General features: G+C 36.8%; 18 protein-coding genes and 1 pseudogene. 6 read left to right on the top strand and 13 right to left on the bottom strand.

Annotated elements, in window-relative coordinates; genetic code table 11:
- Nucleotides 1–111: 111 nt before the first annotated feature.
- The 3 genes from IGI47_RS06995 to holA are packed head-to-tail and all read left to right on the top strand — an operon-like array spanning nt 112 to nt 3,988.
- Nucleotides 112–645: a ComE operon protein 2 gene (locus tag IGI47_RS06995; RefSeq protein ID WP_005878694.1), complete on the top strand. Its 534-nt coding sequence runs from the start codon at nt 112–114 to the stop codon at nt 643–645.
- The gene (locus IGI47_RS07000) at nt 638–2,908 is read left to right on the top strand and encodes a DNA internalization-related competence protein ComEC/Rec2 (protein ID WP_438783759.1); all 2,271 of its coding nucleotides are present in this window, start codon (nt 638–640) and stop codon (nt 2,906–2,908) included. Before IGI47_RS06995 ends, IGI47_RS07000 begins: the two co-directional genes overlap by 8 nt.
- Before the next feature lie 36 nt (nt 2,909–2,944).
- Nucleotides 2,945–3,988: a DNA polymerase III subunit delta gene (gene holA / locus IGI47_RS07005; RefSeq protein WP_311929892.1), complete on the top strand. Its 1,044-nt coding sequence runs from the start codon at nt 2,945–2,947 to the stop codon at nt 3,986–3,988.
- A 136-nt stretch (nt 3,989–4,124) separates the two neighbouring features.
- Here the strand turns inward: holA and IGI47_RS07010 are convergent.
- The 9 genes and pseudogenes from IGI47_RS07010 to IGI47_RS07050 form a co-directional block, all read right to left on the bottom strand.
- Nucleotides 4,125–4,244, bottom strand: a pseudogene (locus tag IGI47_RS07010) (DUF3788 family protein); the annotation flags it as partial.
- A 55-nt stretch (nt 4,245–4,299) separates the two neighbouring features.
- Entirely contained in the window at nt 4,300–4,554 is a 255-nt protein-coding gene (gene rpsT / locus IGI47_RS07015; RefSeq protein WP_005878687.1) for a 30S ribosomal protein S20, read from the bottom strand.
- 398 nt (nt 4,555–4,952) lie between these two features.
- Complete coding sequence (locus IGI47_RS07020; RefSeq protein ID WP_005878685.1) at nt 4,953–5,222, bottom strand: hypothetical protein; 270 nt, start codon at nt 5,220–5,222, stop codon at nt 4,953–4,955.
- A 269-nt stretch (nt 5,223–5,491) separates the two neighbouring features.
- Nucleotides 5,492–5,620 carry a hypothetical protein gene (locus IGI47_RS07025; RefSeq protein WP_005878682.1) on the bottom strand — a complete coding sequence of 43 codons (129 nt, stop codon included), beginning with the start codon at nt 5,618–5,620 and terminating at the stop codon, nt 5,492–5,494.
- A gap of 67 nt (nt 5,621–5,687) precedes the next feature.
- On the bottom strand, nt 5,688–6,143 hold the full coding sequence (locus tag IGI47_RS07030) for a DUF441 domain-containing protein (protein WP_005878680.1): 456 nt from the start codon (nt 6,141–6,143) through the stop codon (nt 5,688–5,690).
- An 82-nt stretch (nt 6,144–6,225) separates the two neighbouring features.
- Nucleotides 6,226–8,145 carry a heavy metal translocating P-type ATPase gene (locus tag IGI47_RS07035; RefSeq protein ID WP_438783762.1) on the bottom strand — a complete coding sequence of 640 codons (1,920 nt, stop codon included), beginning with the start codon at nt 8,143–8,145 and terminating at the stop codon, nt 6,226–6,228.
- Nucleotides 8,146–8,420: 275 nt separating this feature from the next.
- The gene (locus IGI47_RS07040) at nt 8,421–9,254 is read right to left on the bottom strand and encodes an undecaprenyl-diphosphate phosphatase (RefSeq protein ID WP_005878677.1); all 834 of its coding nucleotides are present in this window, start codon (nt 9,252–9,254) and stop codon (nt 8,421–8,423) included.
- Nucleotides 9,255–9,572: 318 nt separating this feature from the next.
- Nucleotides 9,573–10,277 (bottom strand): histidine phosphatase family protein, encoded by a 705-nt coding sequence (locus IGI47_RS07045; protein ID WP_438783763.1) that lies wholly within the window; start codon nt 10,275–10,277, stop codon nt 9,573–9,575.
- 24 nt (nt 10,278–10,301) lie between these two features.
- On the bottom strand, nt 10,302–10,934 hold the full coding sequence (locus IGI47_RS07050; protein ID WP_142421745.1) for an MBL fold metallo-hydrolase: 633 nt from the start codon (nt 10,932–10,934) through the stop codon (nt 10,302–10,304).
- A 298-nt stretch (nt 10,935–11,232) separates the two neighbouring features.
- On the opposite strand from IGI47_RS07050, the gene IGI47_RS07055 reads away from it, so the two are divergent.
- Nucleotides 11,233–13,584 (top strand): helicase C-terminal domain-containing protein, encoded by a 2,352-nt coding sequence (locus tag IGI47_RS07055; protein WP_438783764.1) that lies wholly within the window; start codon nt 11,233–11,235, stop codon nt 13,582–13,584.
- A gap of 272 nt (nt 13,585–13,856) precedes the next feature.
- On the opposite strand, the gene IGI47_RS07060 is transcribed toward IGI47_RS07055, so the two are convergent.
- Nucleotides 13,857–14,348: a YajQ family cyclic di-GMP-binding protein gene (locus tag IGI47_RS07060; RefSeq protein ID WP_438783765.1), complete on the bottom strand. Its 492-nt coding sequence runs from the start codon at nt 14,346–14,348 to the stop codon at nt 13,857–13,859.
- Nucleotides 14,349–14,519: 171 nt separating this feature from the next.
- Between IGI47_RS07060 and IGI47_RS07065 the strand changes: the two genes are divergently transcribed.
- Nucleotides 14,520–15,440, top strand: a complete 921-nt coding sequence (locus tag IGI47_RS07065; protein ID WP_025481339.1) for a YitT family protein — start codon at nt 14,520–14,522, stop codon at nt 15,438–15,440.
- 140 nt (nt 15,441–15,580) lie between these two features.
- Complete coding sequence (locus tag IGI47_RS07070; RefSeq protein ID WP_005875052.1) at nt 15,581–15,925, top strand: metal-sulfur cluster assembly factor; 345 nt, start codon at nt 15,581–15,583, stop codon at nt 15,923–15,925.
- Nucleotides 15,926–16,249: 324 nt separating this feature from the next.
- Here IGI47_RS07070 and IGI47_RS07075 read toward each other — a convergent pair whose 3' ends face one another.
- The 3 genes from IGI47_RS07075 to IGI47_RS07085 all read right to left on the bottom strand — a co-directional run bounded on the left by IGI47_RS07075 (nt 16,250) and on the right by IGI47_RS07085 (nt 18,481).
- On the bottom strand, nt 16,250–16,585 hold the full coding sequence (locus IGI47_RS07075) for a hypothetical protein (protein ID WP_438783766.1): 336 nt from the start codon (nt 16,583–16,585) through the stop codon (nt 16,250–16,252).
- A gap of 210 nt (nt 16,586–16,795) precedes the next feature.
- Nucleotides 16,796–17,371, bottom strand: a complete 576-nt coding sequence (locus IGI47_RS07080; protein ID WP_311929899.1) for a helix-turn-helix domain-containing protein — start codon at nt 17,369–17,371, stop codon at nt 16,796–16,798.
- 630 nt (nt 17,372–18,001) lie between these two features.
- A complete protein-coding gene (locus tag IGI47_RS07085) occupies nt 18,002–18,481 on the bottom strand; it encodes a DUF3955 domain-containing protein (RefSeq protein WP_095443829.1) in 480 nt (159 codons plus the stop codon).
- Nucleotides 18,482–18,559 lie beyond the last annotated feature (78 nt).

The following is an 18,559-nucleotide window of genomic DNA, read 5'->3' on the forward strand; positions in this document are numbered from 1 at the left end:
CTGAATAGTTTTAACAGGTGGGAACGCAATCAGTAAGCTATACGAATCAAAGAATCACTATTTATTAAAAATGTAAATAACTTTCACTTTGAAAATGCGAGGTGCTAATGGATGATGGAAAATAATGAGAGATTAGACCATACAAACAATGAATCAGGAAAACAAACAAATGAGCGTATCCCATGGGATCAGTATTTTATGGCTCAAGCAGTGCTGTTATCTTTGAGAAGTACGTGTACTAGATTAGAAGTAGGTGCTACATTGGTTAGAGAAAAGCGGATCATCGCAGGTGGCTACAACGGAGCTGTCAGTGGCGATGTCCATTGCATCGACGAAGGGTGTTATGTAGTAGATGGTCATTGTTTGCGTACCATCCACGCAGAGATGAACGCATTGTTGCAATGTGCTAAGTTAGGTATCCCGACAGAAGGCTCGGAAATCTATGTGACACATTTTCCTTGCTTGGCTTGTACAAAAGCATTGTTACAAGCGGGGATCAAAAAAATCAATTATCTTCATGACTATCGAAATGATCCTTACGCACAAGATCTGATCAAGCAACTAGGTGTATCCGTTCACCAAGTGTCTTTAGATTCAACTCATTTTTCAAAATTACAAAAAGAATTATCAGGGGAACATGTTTAACGAATATTGCGATCGATTGCAAAATCGGTTGATTTTTCCAGCGATTTCTTCGATTTTTATCTGTTTACTTTATTACGTAGACCAAGGGTATTATCGAATGATTTTCGCTGGCTTTTTTTGTTTTTTTCTGATGAAAGAAGGAAAATGGGTTGCATCCATCTGTATGTTATGCAGTATATTGGTATTGGTTTCTTGTTGGATCAGAGAAACAGAAGCGATTGATCTTCGAAAGAAAATAGAAATTGTTGGAGTTATTTCAGACTCCATCAAAATAAATGGCGATAAAGTGACCTTTTTTGGAAAGACAGCAAAGCAACAAAAAATCCAATTAGACTATCAGCTAGACACACAGCAAGAACGGCATTCATTTATCCAAATGACCAAACAAACCGTTCAACTAAAAGTAACTGGTGAATATCAAGCCCTTGAGAGGAAGAGCAACGAATTTGCTTTTGATCAGACAGTATATTTTAAAAGTCATCGAATAAGTGGGCGTTTTAAAGTGGTAGCGATCCAAAATGTCAGACAAAAGACAACCTGGAAAGACTTTCTAACACGAAAAAGGAGAGAATTTACTAGTGGTATCGAGGAAAGATTCCAGCCAAAAACAAGTGTTTATATGAATGCACTTTTATTTGGTTATAAAGATCACCGTTTTATAGAATCGGAACCTCTTTTTAGAGAAACAGGCCTGTTACATCTTTTTAGCCTATCAGGAATGCATATCCAATATTTTTTGGGGTGTATGTATTATCTTTTTCGTAGGGTTGGGGTTAGACTATCGGTCAGCTTTCTTCCGTTAGCGATGTTAACTATGGGATATGCTATTTTAGCAGGAGGCTCGATTTCTGTTTTAAGAGCAAGCAGTCTTTTTCTAATAAAACTAGTCTTGAAGCTTTTGAATATCCAACTGTCTTCATTAGATTGTTTTTCACTTACACTTTGGATCATCTTATTGATTGAACCACTTGCACTTTTTCAAGTAGGTGGGCAACTCAGTGTGCTGATCAGTTTTTTCTTTGTTCAATTAACTAGCAGTACACAAAAATATCAAGGAATCAGAAGGCTGTTGCTATTTACTTTAGCAGTCTTTCCGCTAACTGCTTGGCATTTCTATGAGTGGCCTATTCTAGGGAGTTTCTTTACGGTTCTTTTTTCTCCTTTATTTATTTCTTTTTTTCTTCCTTCTTTTGTCTTGCTTTTTCTCTTTGGTCATTCTTTTCCGAGTGAGTGTCTTGATTGGCTTGAAACTGGCATCCAGTTGTTCGAACATTTGCTTGGATCATTGGATTTTTCCAATGTGATCACTGGACGTCCACCGTTACTATTCGTTTTTTTCGCTATTGTCTATATTTTATGGCTGAATGAAAAGAAGTCGGAGAAGCTACCCCCTTTGTTTGCAAAGGCATGGATTGTACCAACTCTCCTATTAGGAATGCGTTATTTTCGATTAGAGTCTAGTATCTCCTTTATTGATGTTGGGCAAGGTGATGGGATGGTGCTGACTGCGCCACATCATCAAGAAACAATAGTGATTGACACTGGAGGCATGTTTACATTTGAAAAAGCGGATTGGCAGAAGCGTACTGTGAGGTCGTCTGCAGAATACAATTTGGTTCCATTCTTAAAAGGAAAGGGTATCAGTCGGATTGATAAATTGGTTTTAACCCATGATGATATCGATCATATAGGTGAACTGGGAACACTTGTTAAGCATTTTAAGATCAGTAAGGTGTACATCGGTTGGGGAGCAGGAAGGACTGACCCTCTTAAAACCCACCTCATAGATTTAGAAAAGGCTGGAACGATGATCGCTGAAGTCAAACAAGGGGACTATATCGAAGGGTACTTCAACTTGTTCGTAGTATCGCCTGATAAGAAGGGGGATGGGATGAATGAAGATTCCATTGCATTATCTATGCTACATAAAACGCACTCTTTTCTTTTTCTGGGAGATTTAGATAAACAGTCAGAAGAGCGTATAGGAGACAGGTATCCTGAATTGAGAGCGGATGTGGTGAAGTTAGGTCATCATGGGAGCCAGACGTCTAGCAGTAGTAATTTTATAGAACAGTTGAATCCAACCTATGGGATCATTTCTTGTGGTCAAAACAATCGATATGGGCACCCACATAATGAAGTGTTGCAGGAGATGGATCGTTTACAGATAACGATTTTAAGAACAGATACACAGGGGAGTATTTCCTATACCTGGCATCCATTTTGGGCACCTAAAGGCAGGGTAGGAACAATGCTGGACTAGCATTTCATTCGCGCACATGGTAGGATAAATTGGAAAGTGGTGAGTGAGATGAGTATCCAAGCAGATTTACAAAAAATCCGAAAAGAAAAGCTTGCTCCTTGTTATCTTGTCTTAGGTACAGAAAAATTTTTACAAGATCAAGTGAGAACTGAAATCCTGAAAAAAATAAAAATTGATGGAGAGGATGATCTGAATTTTTTAAGTTTCGATATGGAAAATTCAAGTATTGATGAGGTCATCGCTGAAGCTGAAACCTTGCCTTTTTTTGGGGATCAACGGTTGGTTTTTGTTGAAAATCCCTATTTTTTAACTGGAGAAAAAGGAACGAATGGCATCGATCAAAATACGGACCTATTAGTGAATTATCTGAAAGAGCCATTAGAAACAACTGTATTAGTCATCTTTGCCCCTTATGAAAAGTTAGATGAACGTAAAAAAGTGACGAAACAGCTAAAGAAAACAGCAATCACAATTGATGTAAAACAATTAGATGAAAAAGCAGTGCGACAGTATTTATTGAATACTTTAGAGAATTCGGAAATCAAGATGGATCGACAAGCCATCGATTTCTTTTTGCGGCTAACAGACCTTGATCTGTCGAAGATGATGCGAGAATTACAAAAAATCTTACTTTATGGGCAAGAACAAGAAGTGATCACTGTTAAAGAAATTGAACAATTAGTGCCAAAAACATTAGAACACAATTTGTTCGACATGACGCAATATATCTTATCCGGCCGTACGGAACAGGCATTGCAGCTTTTTCAGGACTTAGTGACTCAGGGTGAGGAAACAATCAAAATCAATGCGATTCTTCTTTCTCAGATACGTTTGTTCTTACAAACAAAATTCTTGGTAAAGATAGGTTATCAGCAAGCGAACATTGCTGAAACATTGAAGATCCATCCTTATCGAGTAAAATTGGCGATGCAAGAGGTACGGAAATTTGATGAACAAACCCTGAGAAGGTTATTTGATGAATTGGTGGAAATGGATTATGAAATCAAAAGTGGAAAGATCGAAAAAGAATTAAGCTTTCAACTTTTTGTATTACGGACAGGGGAATTATTGAAACGATAAAAGAAAATAGGTGGGCTTTGGTTTTTATGAAGGAAATCGAGTCAATCGAAGAGGTCGAGACAAAAGTTGTTTAGGTTTGAGAAATTGGAGAGAAAAGAGGCTGGGACAGAAGTAAGAAACAATTTTGTCGCATACTCTAAAAACGAATAAACGGTGGGAGCAGAATCAACTCCTTCTTAAATAAGCCGAAATTCACAAAAATTTGAAAAGCAATTTTCGTGAAATTCTTCTTATTTCTCGGAGTTGAACTCTTCTGTCACAGCCTCTTGCTTATTTTGATAAAATAAAAAAACCGGCCGCAGCCGATTTCCTTATTTAGCGATTTTTTTGCTTAAACGAGATTTGTCGCGGTTAGCTTTGTTTTTATGGATTAGACCTTTTGATTCAGCCATATCAACAGCTTTAACAGCTTCTTTATATAACGCATCTACGTTGTCAGCACCTGAAGCTACAGCATCTTCAAATTTTTTGATTGCAGTACGCATAGCGCTTGTTTGAGATGAATTTTTTACATTCGCGTTTTCGCTTGTACGAACACGTTTGATTGCAGATTCAATGTTTGGCATTAGTTTCACCTCCGATAAAATAAGTTCTTACGCGTGTTACCGCATAATTCAACATTCATTATTATACCTAAATCATGCTATCTTTGCAATATCAACATGACAAGTTTTTTTCCTTAACACTAAAAGAAAGAAAGATTTAATAAATTGGTGCCTGTTACGAAAGAGTCGCACAACCAAAAAACGCTATTGTGGGAGACAATAGCGTTCAACCAAACGAGATAAGATTATCTTTTTAAACAAAATTTGAATGGGACTGTTTGGTACCAAAACATTATATAACAAGGATAATCGTTTGCAAAGCTTTTTTTGAAAAGGGATACGAACCTTGTTGATAAAGGAATTAGAACGATACCATACTAAAGTTATTTTATAACCTGTAACCGTTGGCATTACTGGTATTATTCTGGAGTGCCGATAATTTTAATATATTCATCGATATTTTTGATCATCATTTTTTTGATGACTAATTGATTCCGGCGATTCCATTTTCCACTAACTTCTAAAACATATTTGTTTAATGGCAAGCGTAAAATATATTTCGCAAGATAACGATCCTTCAAAAGACCATTGATCACTCGATCTTCAAGCTGAAGATTCAACCCAGTCAACATCATTGGTTGCTCTTGTAAAACATACGTATCAATTAAAAGACCTTCAAAAGTTTCCATGAGCGTCTTCCTTTCTATAGCTGAAACATAGGAACAATCTTTTTACACAAAAAGAGATAAAGTTGTTCTGCAGTCTAGTATAACAAAAAAAGGAAGAAGGAGGCAAAAAGAAACAATAATTTCTTCTGTAGTGCCTTTCGCATCAAGCAAAAAGTAAAAAAAACTACCAGACAGAATTTTTGTCATATCTAGTAGTTTTTTGTAATTTGTCTGTTTGATAGAAAGAATAAAAATAGCATACACGTCATAACTGCCCATCAGCTGACAAGCTAAAAATAGGTATTAAATACATTTTGGATCAAATCGGGGAATAGGAGATAAGCTAATCCTAAAATCAATAAAATAGCTAATAAAAACCAGCCAATCGTACCGAAAAAATATCTTAATTTTTCTAACATGTAATCACCTCTGGATAATTATAGCACGAACGGCTCGAATCACTCAGCCAAAACACTTTAAAAATAGCTATTTCCCAAATGCAAACAATTGCAGGATACAGTAGGCAATCCCAGAAGCAATTACTGGACCTGCGGCAATCCCTTTTAAGAAAACAACACCTAAGATCGTACCAAAGACTAAGGCTACAGTAATCTGCGGATCAGAAGCAATCAGTCCAACTCCTTTTGATGAAAGGACTGCTACCAAACCACCACAAAAGATGGCAACCCAGCCCATCGGTGATTTAAATGCATCTAACAAATCTTTTAAACTGATCTCCCCAGTAGCGATAGGAACTAAAATTGCAGCCGTAATGATCGTAACGCCAATATTGATCCCTTTCCCTTGGAGCCAAGTCAAGATTAACTTTGATGAGGGAAGTAACTTGAGTAACAAAACAAAGCCTGTGGCGATGATCAAACTTTGATTTTTAGCTAATAATGCGACGAGCATGATCAGTCCTAAAAAAAGCCAACTTTCCATAAATAAAGAACCTCACTTTCCTTCAATCCATCATATCATTTTTTTATATCAGACAAAAGGGAAGGAGGTAATAACAGGATGATCAAGTTAGGTGAACTTTATATAAAGGACAATTTGCACAACGAGTGGTAGCTTCTTTCGAATCCTTTAATGGTTTTAATAAGCGTAGTCCATTCAGTATGACCAAGATCGTACTACCTTCATGCCCAATCACGCCAAAGGGTAGCGTTAGAAATTGGAAAAAATTAGATAAAATCAACAAGCAGATCACCGCAATAGAGAAAATGATATTTTGTTTGATGATTTTTTTCATTTTTAAGGACAACTGGTGTGCATAGACTAACTTATCTAAGGCGTTATGGACCAACACGATATCCGCAATCTCCATCGCTGCATCTGTTCCTTGGCCCATGGCGATCCCTAAAGATGCAGTAGCAAGTGCAGGTGCATCATTCACTCCATCTCCCACCATCGCATTTGTCTGGTATTTTTCTTTTTCAGTTTGGATATAGGCTGTTTTTTCAGTGGGTGTAGAATTCGCATAGAAAGAGTCGATTCCGACTTGAGAGGCAATTGCCTTTGCAGTACCTTCATTGTCACCAGTTATCATGCTAGTATGGATCTTTTGTGAACGGAAGTAGGCGATTGCTTCACTCGCATTTTCTTTTGGTACGTCTAGTAAACCGAGTACCGCCATCAATTGATCGTTTTTAGTCAGAGCAATCACTGTTTTTCCTTGTTCCTCTAACTGCTGGATCGTTTTGATTTTGTCTACATCTTCGGAAGAAAGAGCTGATTTATTTAATTTGCCAACAGCCCAATGTTCGTTTTGATAGATGGTTTGGAGACCCAAACCTGTGATTTCTTCGATGGACAGTTGTTGTATATCTTGTGGCAGTTCCAAATCGAAATGAGCAACGATTGCTTGGGCCAATGGGTGAGTGGTCTTTTTCTCCATTGAAACAAGGAGTTGGTGAGAAAGCTCTTTTTCTGCAAAAAAGTAACTATCTGTGACAACTGGTTTGCCTTTGGTCAACGTACCAGTTTTATCAAAAGCGATTGCTTTTAACTCAGCTAACTGTTCTAAATAGATGCCGCCTTTTATCAATACGCCTTTTTTAGCCGAGTTAGACAGAGCGGCTAAGGTAGCTGGTGTGGCTGATGCTACAAGGGCGCAAGGGGAGGCAACGACTAATAACACCATTCCACGATAAAAGCTTTCTTGAAAACTCCAACCGAAAATAAAATAAGAAATGGCGATCATCAAAGGGACAATCAACAAGACTAGTTTGACATACGTATTTTCGATACGTGAAATGAAGGAGGCAGTTTTAGTTGGTGTATTTTGTGCAGCTTCGACTAGTTTGATGATTTTAGCAAAAACGGTATCGTCACTTTTCTTTGTGACAGAGATAGTTAGAGGATTGCCTTGATTTAATGTACCCGCTAAAACTTCATCTTGAAAAACTTTTTCTACTGGAATCGATTCACCGCTGATCGTTGCTTCATCGATTATTGCTTGTGGGCTTTCTAATACGCCGTCGATAGGGATCGTAGCGCCTTTTGCAACAAATACGCGATCACCAATAGACAAGTTTTCGATTCCCGTTTCTTGGATCTCACCCGAATCGGTCAAACGTTGTGCGATCCGCGGCTGGATATTCATCAAAGCAGTGATCTCTTTTTGACTCTTACTTGTAGTATATTCTTCTAATGCACCACTGAGACAGAAGATGAATGTCAGCATGGATCCTTCAAAAAAGTTACCGATTAAGCAAGCACCAATGGCAGCAAGTGCCATCAATAGATCCACATTCAACGTTCGGTCATTCCATAGCTCTAAGAGACCTTCTCGTGTTTGCTTGAACCCACCGACAATAATGGCACTTAGGTAAAGATATGGTGCCAGACTAGCAATAAAGTGATCGGAAAGCCAACCTGTAACCATTAGTAAAAGACAAGCGATTGCTAACATAAATGGATTGTATTTTATCTTGTTCATTGTTCTCCCTCCTTGGCAAAATCAATATAACATATAATGAATCTAATTGATAATAAAATTAGCTAATTGAGAACGATAATGGTTATCAATTAGCTATGCTCCGTTAATTCATCGAATTTAAATTATAATTATTATAAATATGAGAGCAAAAATAAACCGGCTTATCTCGGAAATAGTGAAAACTATTTTCTGATAAGCCGATTTAAAAAATATAGTTGAATAGGTAATACCTGATTCTAAAAGCAGAGAAATATCTGCTTATTCATGAGAGGCTACTACATGGCAATGAACCAGTATCCAATCAAAATAACACCTAAAATGATTCGGTACCAACCGAAAGCAGTAAAGTCATTTTTCTTCAAGTAATTCAGTAAGAATTTGATAGCTAATACTGAAACAATAAATGAAACTAAAGTACCTACAAGTAGGACGATCGTTTCTTCTGTCTTGAAAGAATTTCCTTCAGCAAGATATTTGACGATCTTCAAACCACTTGCACCGAACATTACCGGTATACCTAAGAAGAATGAGAACTCAGTTGCGACAAATCTTGAAGCGCCAATCAAAATAGCTCCTAGGATCGTTGCCCCAGAACGTGAAGTGCCAGGCACTAGTGCTAGTACTTGGAATAATCCAACTAACAATGCTGCTTGGTAAGTAAAGTCGTTAAGGGTGGTCCAACGCGGTTTTTTCGTTTTATTTCTTTTTTCCACAATGATAAAGGCAATCCCGTAAACAATCAAAACGATTGCTACTGGCAAGAATTTATGGAAATGTTCTTCTAACCAATCATCTAATGGAAGACCAATAATAATAGCAGGGATACAAGCGACAACGACTTTAAACCAAAGAGTCCATGTATCCTTTTTTTCAATTGTTGTCTTGCTTGGTGAAAAGGGGTTTAACTTGTGGAAATATAACACGACGACTGCCAAGATCGCTCCTAATTGGATCACGACATTGAACATCGACATGAACTGTGTGCTAGCATCCAGTTTGATAAACTGGTCGGCTAGAATCAAATGACCCGTACTACTGATTGGCAGCCATTCAGTAATCCCTTCGATAATACCAAGAATTGCTGCTTTAATGATATTTGCAAAAAACATAGTTTTCTTCCTTCCCAAATAAAAATACATCATTTAGTATACCGTTCTTTGTTTCTAAAACCAAATTGTTTCTCAAAGTTAAGAAAAATTTGAGAAATTCCAATGAAAAAAAGAAGAGCTTGAACAAAAGTAAAGAACACTTTTGCTTCAAGCTCTAAAAACGGAATAAAAGGCGGAAACGAAAGGAGCTTCTTCAAAAAATAAAGCAAAATCCCCAAAAATCAAAACGAATTTTTGGAGAGTCCGTCTTGGTCATCAAAGTTAAATATTTCTGTTCTAGCTTCTTGCTACGACAAGAGAAGCGCTCTGATCGCCTTTTTATAGGGATGATTCCTTCGTATGCGTTTTTCCTTGTTCAATATAGTGGACGTCATTGATCCCAGCAATAGAAAAGGTCCCATCTTCATAGGTAACTGTTGTGACACTACCATTTAGAAGTCCTGCACGTACTGGTTGTTTGGCATCGATTAAGTTCAGTAGAAAACCAATAGTCAAACCGTGAGAAACGACTAACACGTTTCCGCCGCCTTGTTTCTCACATTGATGGGCAATATCTTCGAAACCAGACCAAACCCGCGCTTTCAAAGTTTCATAAGGTTCTGCCCAACCAGCTGTATCGAGATCGTAAATCGCATGCGCAATTTGTTCAAATGTGACATCTGTAGTAAACATATCATCATATGTTTTGAAGTTCAAGACACGAGGAATGACTCCCCACATCTCCATATCATAGCCGCCTTCTAAAGAACCAAAGCACCATTCACGAATACGCTGATCGATAAAGTAAGGGATCTCTTTTCCTTTGGTATGTTCACTTAAAATGATTCGAGCAGTTTCGATTGCCCGTCCGCTGTCACTGGAATAGGCCAGAGAAAAATCGACATCTTTCAATCCTTTCCCAAGATAGTGGATTCCTTCTTGTCCTTGTTTCGTTAATGGCGTATCACACCAACCTTGTACTCGTTCGATCGTATTGAACATCGTTTTTCCGTGTCTGACGATATAAAGGGTCGTTTTAGTCATGTTTATTCCTCCTTGAATGTTAAATTAGTAGGTTGCGTTGAAAAATGGATTCGTACGTTTTTCATGCTCGATCGTTGTTGCTTCTCCATGCCCGGGATAAACGATAAATTCATCGGGTAAAATGAATAATTGTGTTTGGATACTGTGTAATAATTGTTCTAAATTGCCAGAATACAAATCAGTTCGACCAATGCTACCTCTAAATAATGCATCTCCTGATACAACGAAATCATCAAAAATGAAGCTGACACTACCGATCGAGTGGCCAGGGGTCGGTACGACCCGAAAGCTCATATTCCCCAGACGATAAGTTTTCATCTCAAATTCATATTCGGCAGGAGAGACGATGATGTTTTGGATGTCATCGTGGCGGCCTAGCCCAGAGAGGTTCAAAATTGGATCACCCAGCCATTCTTGCTCCAAAGGACTAACATAGACTGGAATTTGATAGAAGTGGCGAAGTTCTTCAACTGCTCCAATATGATCATAATGGGTGTGGGTCAGTAAAATAGCGACTGGTTGTTGCTGTGTTTTTTCGATTTGATTTTTGAGCATATTTGCATCTTCTCCTGGGTCGATGATCAACAATGCTTCGTCATTATAGACGAGATAGCAGTTTTCCTCGATCATCCCAGTTTTCAATCTTTGAATGTGCATAGACGTTCCTCCCAATGCGTTCTTTGTTTTAGTATAACTCAATTGATGAGAGGAAACAAAAATGCTCCCTTCATTTGAAGATTATCTGAATTATCAGACTATATGAAAAGTATTTATAGATTTTAAACGTAAGGGAAGGAAGTTTTCATTGCTTTTTAATATGTACTTGTTACAGTTAACTCATCCAAAAATCCAAATTCTATATCCTATATCCCTGCCTAATCAGCAGGGTGTTTTTTTGTATCTTTGCGTAACTTTCTTTTTTCAGGTAATCTTATACACAAAGGAGGCGGAAGGGGTGAAACAGTCAAAAATCTCGGTACGAAATCTAGTAGAATTCATCTTGAGGCGCGGAAGTATCGATAATCGTAAAAAAAGTAACCATACCGCATTAGAGGGCGCCAAGATCCATCGAAAATTACAAAAAGAAGCAGGGGAAACCTACGAAAAGGAAGTCTTTTTAAAAACAACTGTAGAGTTAGACGATGTTCAATTAACAATCGAAGGTCGCGCAGATGGTATTTTTCAAAAAGATGGTCTTTATTATATAGATGAAATCAAAACTTCAGAACCTCGATTCGAAGATCTAGAACAGGAACAAGTTGATCTATTTTTTCATCAAGCGCGAGTTTATGCGTATATTTATTGCCATAAACAAGAATTAACAGAAATCAATTTACAATTGACGTACTTTCAAACAACAGAAGAACAGATCACCAGAAAAACGGAGTATCAAACTATTGAACAGTTAGACGAGTTTTTTAAAAAACTGATAGCAGACTATGAAGAATGGCTGATTTTTCGAGAAAACTGGCGGACGGTTAGAAATGCCTCGTTGATGGCTCTGAAATTTCCCCATGATAACTATCGAAAGGGGCAGAGGGAACTGGCTGTAGCAGCGTATAAAACGATCAAGACAAAGCAAAAGCTATTTGCTGAAGCACCAACAGGAACAGGGAAAACAGTTTCGACTTTGTTTCCTACGTTGAAGGCAATCGGTGAGGAATCAGGTGAACGGGTATTTTATTTGACAGCTAAAACGATCACGAGACAAGTCGCAGAAGACGCGATGGTCGCATTCAATGATGCGGGTGCTGAAGCTAAAAGTGTGACGTTGACCGCAAAAGATAAGATCTGCTTTTTAGACGAAACCACCTGTAACCCCGATCAATGCCCGTATGCAAATGGTTATTATGACCGCATCAATGAAGGACTCTGGGATCTATTGAATCATGAAAATCAGATAACTAGAGAAGTCATTGAAACGTATGCCAAAAAACATACATTATGCCCATTCGAATTGTCTTTAGACGTTAGCCTATGGTGTGATGTCATTATCGGTGATTATAACTATTTATTCGATCCCACTGTTTATTTAAGAAGGTTCTTTGAAGAAGAAAAGAATGAGGACAATATTTTCCTCATTGATGAAGCACATAATCTAGTCAATCGTTCAAGAGAAATGTATTCAGCTGAGTTATCCTATCGAGGTGCGAAGAATGTCTATACGATCGTGCCAAAAGAATTTAAAAAGCTTCGTCGGCGCATCAATAAATTGTTGAAAGAATTTGATAAGATCCAAGAGCTATCCAATGAAGACGGTTGGGACTACCACCACCAAAAAGCGCCAGCCGAATCCTTGATCACAGCGGGGTATCAGCTGAGCGAAGTCATACAGGAATGGTTGGCAGAATATCCTGAGCATGCGATTCAAGAAACGATCCTGCCATTCTACTTCGCTCTCCTACATTTTTTAAAAATCAGTGAATTCTATGATGATCATTATGAAACGACGGTCGAGAAGACGTACCATGATTTTGTCATCAAAGAATTTTGTATCGATCCTAGTTTATTTTTAGAGCAATCGTTAGATAAGGGGAGAAGCAGTCTGCTTTTTTCTGCTAGTTTTTCACCGTTGTCTTATTACCAAGAAACGCTAGGCGGAAAGGAAAGTTTAGCTTATCGTTTACCGAGTCCTTTTCCAGAAGAAAATCAACAGGTATTGATTGCTAATTATATCGAAACGACTTATCGAAAAAGAGAAGAAAGTTCACCTAGGTTAGTTGAAACGATTAACCAATTTATATCAGGGAAAAAAGGAAACTACTTTGTCTTTTTTCCATCGTATCAATATCTAGATCAAACAGCAGCGGCATTTAAGGAACGTTACCCCGAAGTTCGTCTGTTGATCCAAGAGACTGTGATGAATGAAACAGAAAGGGAAACTTTTTTAGCAAACTTTAAAATTGAGCCTGCAGAGACCTTAGTGGCATTTTGTGTACTAGGAGGCATTTTTTCGGAAGGAATCGATCTAAAAGGAACGCGTTTGATTGGTAGCATGATCGTCGGCGTAGGATTACCACAAATGAACCATGAACAAGAATTGATCAAAGAGTACTACAATGAAAAAGACAATCTTGGATTTGCCTATGCCTATCAGTTACCAGGCATGAACAAGGTATTACAAGCAGCAGGCCGTGTCATTCGAGATACGACAGATGAAGGAATCGTCGTCTTAGCTGATCGACGGTTCGCAACCAGAAATTACCGTCAATTGTTCCCGAACCATTGGCATGGGGCTAAAAACGTCAATAATGTAAATGAACTATCTAGTGAAATCCACCGATTTTGGACAACTAGAAAGGATTGAATCTCTGAAATATCGATTGTGGGACAAAAGTAAGAAATACTTTTGCCTCATTCTTTAAAAACGAATAAACGGTGGGAGCAGAAGCAACTCCTTCTTAAATCAGCCGAAATTCACAAAAATTTAAAAAGCAATTTTCGTTAATTTATTCTTATTTCTCGGAGTTAAACACTTCTGCTCCAAACTCATATAAAAAATGATCTGGGTCCTAGAAGAAGCATTAACTTCTCTGGAATCCAGATCATGCATTGTTGTGTCATTAACTTGATTCTCACTCAACGGTAGTTCGTGAATTGTAATTCGATCGGCAAATCTAACTTTCTCAACAAAGCAATAACAGCCTGCAAGTCATCACGGTTTTTACCTGTTACACGGATTTGATCTTCTTGGATCTGTGCTTTGACTTTCATTTTAGAGTTCTTGATTTCTGTAGTGATTTTTTTCGCATTTTCACGATCGATGCCACTAATCAATTCAGCCGTTTGGCGAGCTTTTCCACCTAGTGCATGTTCAGAATCAGAAAAATGGATATTTTTGATCGGGACATTCCGTTTAATCAATTTTCCTAAAAGGACATCCTTGATCTGCTCAATTTTAAAATCATCGTCGCCAACGACTACTAGTTGATTATTTTCTAGCTTGATTTCAACTGTCGATCCTTTAAAATCGAAACGATTCGTTAATTCTTTGATGGTTTGTTGGATCGCATTTTTTACTTCCTCCATCGATACTTCAGAAACAATATCGAAACTTGCATCCTTTGCCATATAAGTTCTCCTTTTTATTTTTTTCTTTTATTGTATCATAGCAAGAAATTTTTTTTGAATCTTTACTAAAATTCTTCTCATTTATGTGCGAAGTATTTTCATTTAATAAAGAACCTGTTATTCTTACATTTGGAATAACAATGAAAGGAAGAGGTGCTTGTGAGCAAGATCATGACTGTATATCAAAGAAATGAAAAATTGAAAAAAATAGTGGTCGTTTTAGTCACCGGACTGACCGCGGCGATTGCCTTGAATTATTTTTTGATTCCTGCAAACGTCTTTTCTGCAGGGATGAATGGGATCGCCCAGATCATTGCCTCGCTATTATCTGAATGGTTCCACATACAAGTGGATACAGGTGCCTTTATCTTTATTTTGAACATCCCTGTTTTTATCTTAGGTTTTCTGAAAGTTGGGAAACGGGCAACGATCCTGAGTTTTGTCAATGTCGTCGCAGTCTCAGTAATGACTACAATATTACCCACGGGACAGGTCACGGATAATATATTGATGAATGCATTAGTAGGGGGAGTTTTACTAGGTGTGGGAGTTGGTTTGTCGCTAAAGATGGGATTTACGACTGGTGGCATGGACATCATCTCATTAGTTCTGTCACAAACTACAGGTAAAACAGTTGGAAACTATATGTTGCTACTGAATGGGATCATTGTGGTGATCGCCGGATTCCTCTTTAACTGGGAAAGTGCATTATATACGATTATTTCGATTTATGCCATGACACAAGTGATAGATGCTATCCATACGAGCCATCAAAAGGTCACGGCAATGATCGTGACAGTCAGACCCGATTTAGTGACCGAAGCTATCTCACAAAAAATGGTACGTGGAATGACTTTGCTACCATCAGTCGGTGGATATTCTAAAAAAGAAGGAAAAATGATCATGATGGTGATCACACGTTATGAAATGTATGATCTAGATCAAATCGTACACGAAATAGATGATGATGCCTTTATCAACATTTTGCCGACCCATTCTGTTTTTGGCCGATTTGCAAATGAATCCGAACAAAAAATGTACCGGTCAACGGGTGTTTTTCCAGAAATCAAAAATACTGCACGAAAAAAATAAGCAATGCACTTATTTTAGATTAGCGGTAGTTTTTACTGTTGAGGAAGCAAGCTAAATGAGAATAGATGTTCTTGATTCTCATTTACAAACATCTAAAAAAAGAGTATGATAAATGAAAATCGCATGAAGGAGTGTGCAGAATGAGCGAAGCGAACCGAGAATGGTCAGCACAAGAAGTTGAAGCAATCAAAGAACAAATCTTAGCCGCATTAGAAATGGTCATCGATCCAGAGTTAGGTATCGATATCGTCAATCTAGGCTTGATATATGAAGTAGATTTTGATCCAGAAAATGGAGAAACAGTCATCAAAATGACATTGACAACGATGGGGTGCCCATTAGCTGATATCTTGACTGATTCTATCCACGATGCATTGAAAGAAGTACCAGAAGTATCTAAAGTAGAAGTCAAACTTGTTTGGTATCCAGCTTGGACGACCGATAAAATGAGTCGTTATGCACGGATTGCTTTGGGTATTCGATAGGGAATAATGTTGATTTAACAGCGTTTTTCACTCATTTAGTATGTAGTCTGAGCCAATTTTTTGGATTTCGGATACCAGATAAAATGAGAGTATTTTCGATACGGATAACATATCCAATGAGGAAATAAATTCTGAACTCTTTTATTGACTTTTAGACAAAGTTGATAAGGGAGTTTTTTTGTTATGTAGAATTTTAGGATAGGTGAACTATTAGAAAAAATGTTATTCAACGAAAAAGCCGGAGGAATCTCATAAAAAACGCTAAAGAAATATCAAAAGTTTTTGAAACGGTTATTTGAATTTTTGAAAAAAGAGCAGATAGCCTTATTTATAGCAATCTTCTTCATATTTCAAAATCATTGGTTGATACACTTCTCCTGTTTTTTCACTAGACACTAGTTCTCCATATGATTTAAACCCGTACTTTTCATAAGATCGAATCACTTTTGAGCAATTAACGCTATCTAGAATCACTAATTTACCACCTATATGACATCTGATGGTTTCAATAGCTACTAGACAATAACTCATCAATAAATTGCCATTAAAAAAATCAGCAAATTTATCATTTTTAGCGAGTTGTCCCGATAATATTGAGGGGATAGAGTTGATATGTTTTCCTGATGTTTGTCGAGCAAGGTATTTTTTCTTCTGATTCATCGCTAATAAAAAAAGTTCTACTTAAGTGTCTATACTCATTTATAAGTTCAGTGTCTTTTAGAGCACAGTCAACTAGTAACTAAGATGCTATTTCCACTTTCCATTTAAAAAGTGCCTCTTACTGGGTTAAAGTCATCCAGCAAGAGACACGTTTTATTCTGTTTCAAGTTATTGGGTAAGTCTCCAAACTGATTGGACTTTTTCATTTACTTAACGACTCAATATAAAAGGGATACACATGATCAATACAATGATACCGAAGATGAGCGAGTACATAGATACAATGAAAATTTTTGACATAAGATCTTTTTTCTTGTTTCTTAATTTTCTAACTGAATCAACATCTTTATTTTCGATAAATGCCACGATTTCTTTATACGTTTGAACATCGCTTTCTTTTTTTATTTTTTCGATTTTCAATGCTGCATACATAGAGATCAACCATAGTATAAGTGGTGGGACGATCCACCAATAATTTGGTAAAAATAAGGATGGTCCAATCGAGATAGCAGCTAATATACTAAAAATCATCATGATTTTAGTATACTTATCCATGTTTACTGCAGAAATTTTTTCTTTCATTTTTTCAACATCTCCTTTGACTAATTCATCTAAAGAAACATCAAAAAGAACACTGAGTAATAACAGGTTATGGACATCAGGATAACTACGCTCGTTCTCCCAGTTGGAAATAGTCTGTCGTGAAACAAATAACTTCTCGGCTAATTCTTCTTGTGAAAAATCACATTGCTTCCTAAATTTTTTGATTTGTTTACTTAGGTTCATTTTATTCGCTCCTTCTTCCTACAGAATAGATCAATCGTGTTTTTTCAACTATCAAATATCTTTATTTTAGTTGAAAAAACAGTGTAAAAGTTCTTTTACATAGTTGAAAATACTGATTTAACAGCATTTTAAAATTTTTTTGCTTGATTATTAGAGAGTGTGATTTAAAAAAATAGTAATCATTAGAAAGACAGTGGGAGTAGATCAATGAATCACTGTGATGGACTAGATTTTTTTAAGTAATGATTTACATTTTATTATAGCAAAATAGTTTCTGCTATCTTTCTACAAATAAGTAAAAATTATTCTTTTATTTTTCTAATCATATTTATAGTTAGAAGAAACACATTAACATTATCACAAATTTGAGTTTCCAAATTGAATTCTTTAGACAAGTAAGTGATGATTTTACCTGTTTTTTAGAATGTCTAACGATATAAATTGACGATGGAATAAGGAGCAGAGTGCAATTGAGAAGGTATTGAATCAAAATAAGGGATGTAGTGAGGATATCTGATTTGCATATGAAATAAAAAGTTACATTTCCGCAATAAACTAAGTAATTTACCACAAAGGTCTGATTCGATGATAAGTTACTTAGTTTATTTTCTATCTATTTTTATAGAAATGCTAGGATCGTTTTTTTACAACGGCTAGAAGATAGCTGATTCCCGTTCCTAGAAAAACTAGGATACCGGAGAACAAAAAGATGTAGCCAAGCCCAAGTAAATAAAAGTTTTCATGTAGGATTCCTGCAGTGTCAATATATTCAACTGAGGTGGATTTGATAAAAAAGCAGAAGAATCCTAAGAATAATAACAAGGAACCAATGAGAGCAGTAATCATATTGTACTTTGCTCGTTTTGTTTTACTACTGTCGTTGATCAATTTTTCTGTCAGATGATTCATGTTGTTTCCCCCTAAAATCAATTCATCAAGTGAAAGATGAAAAATAGTGGAAATCAAAATCAACATTTCTAGATCAGGTAAGTTTCGATTGTTTTCCCAATTGGATACCGCCTGTCTAGTAACAGTTAATTTTGTTGCAAATTGCTCCTGTGTGAGTTTATTTTGTCTACGTAGTTCTTTGATTTTATCGCCAAATTCCATTTTTTATTTTCCTTCCTTGATGTGAGTTCATCATAAGAATTTCCTCTTTGTTTTTCAAGAAAGCATGACTTGCATACT

The sequence above is a fragment of the Enterococcus sp. AZ191 genome, from assembly GCF_051713845.1.
In the GTDB taxonomy this organism is placed as follows: domain Bacteria; phylum Bacillota; class Bacilli; order Lactobacillales; family Enterococcaceae; genus Enterococcus_B; species Enterococcus_B durans.

Coding starts and splice junctions, on each gene's coding strand:
- IGI47_RS06995 (WP_005878694.1), top strand. CDS start 112: ATGATGGAAAATAATGAGAGATTAGACCATACAAACAATGAATCAGGA.
- IGI47_RS07000 (WP_438783759.1), top strand. CDS start 638: ATGTTTAACGAATATTGCGATCGATTGCAAAATCGGTTGATTTTTCCA.
- rpsT (WP_005878687.1), bottom strand. CDS start 4,554: ATGCCAAACATTGAATCTGCAATCAAACGTGTTCGTACAAGCGAAAAC.
- IGI47_RS07020 (WP_005878685.1), bottom strand. CDS start 5,222: ATGGAAACTTTTGAAGGTCTTTTAATTGATACGTATGTTTTACAAGAG.
- IGI47_RS07025 (WP_005878682.1), bottom strand. CDS start 5,620: ATGTTAGAAAAATTAAGATATTTTTTCGGTACGATTGGCTGGTTTTTA.
- IGI47_RS07030 (WP_005878680.1), bottom strand. CDS start 6,143: ATGGAAAGTTGGCTTTTTTTAGGACTGATCATGCTCGTCGCATTATTA.
- IGI47_RS07035 (WP_438783762.1), bottom strand. CDS start 8,145: ATGAACAAGATAAAATACAATCCATTTATGTTAGCAATCGCTTGTCTT.
- IGI47_RS07040 (WP_005878677.1), bottom strand. CDS start 9,254: ATGTTTTTTGCAAATATCATTAAAGCAGCAATTCTTGGTATTATCGAA.
- IGI47_RS07045 (WP_438783763.1), bottom strand. CDS start 10,277: ATGACTAAAACGACCCTTTATATCGTCAGACACGGAAAAACGATGTTC.
- IGI47_RS07050 (WP_142421745.1), bottom strand. CDS start 10,934: ATGCACATTCAAAGATTGAAAACTGGGATGATCGAGGAAAACTGCTAT.
- IGI47_RS07060 (WP_438783765.1), bottom strand. CDS start 14,348: ATGGCAAAGGATGCAAGTTTCGATATTGTTTCTGAAGTATCGATGGAG.
- IGI47_RS07065 (WP_025481339.1), top strand. CDS start 14,520: ATGACTGTATATCAAAGAAATGAAAAATTGAAAAAAATAGTGGTCGTT.
- IGI47_RS07070 (WP_005875052.1), top strand. CDS start 15,581: ATGAGCGAAGCGAACCGAGAATGGTCAGCACAAGAAGTTGAAGCAATC.
- IGI47_RS07075 (WP_438783766.1), bottom strand. CDS start 16,585: ATGAATCAGAAGAAAAAATACCTTGCTCGACAAACATCAGGAAAACAT.
- IGI47_RS07080 (WP_311929899.1), bottom strand. CDS start 17,371: ATGAACCTAAGTAAACAAATCAAAAAATTTAGGAAGCAATGTGATTTT.
- IGI47_RS07085 (WP_095443829.1), bottom strand. CDS start 18,481: ATGGAATTTGGCGATAAAATCAAAGAACTACGTAGACAAAATAAACTC.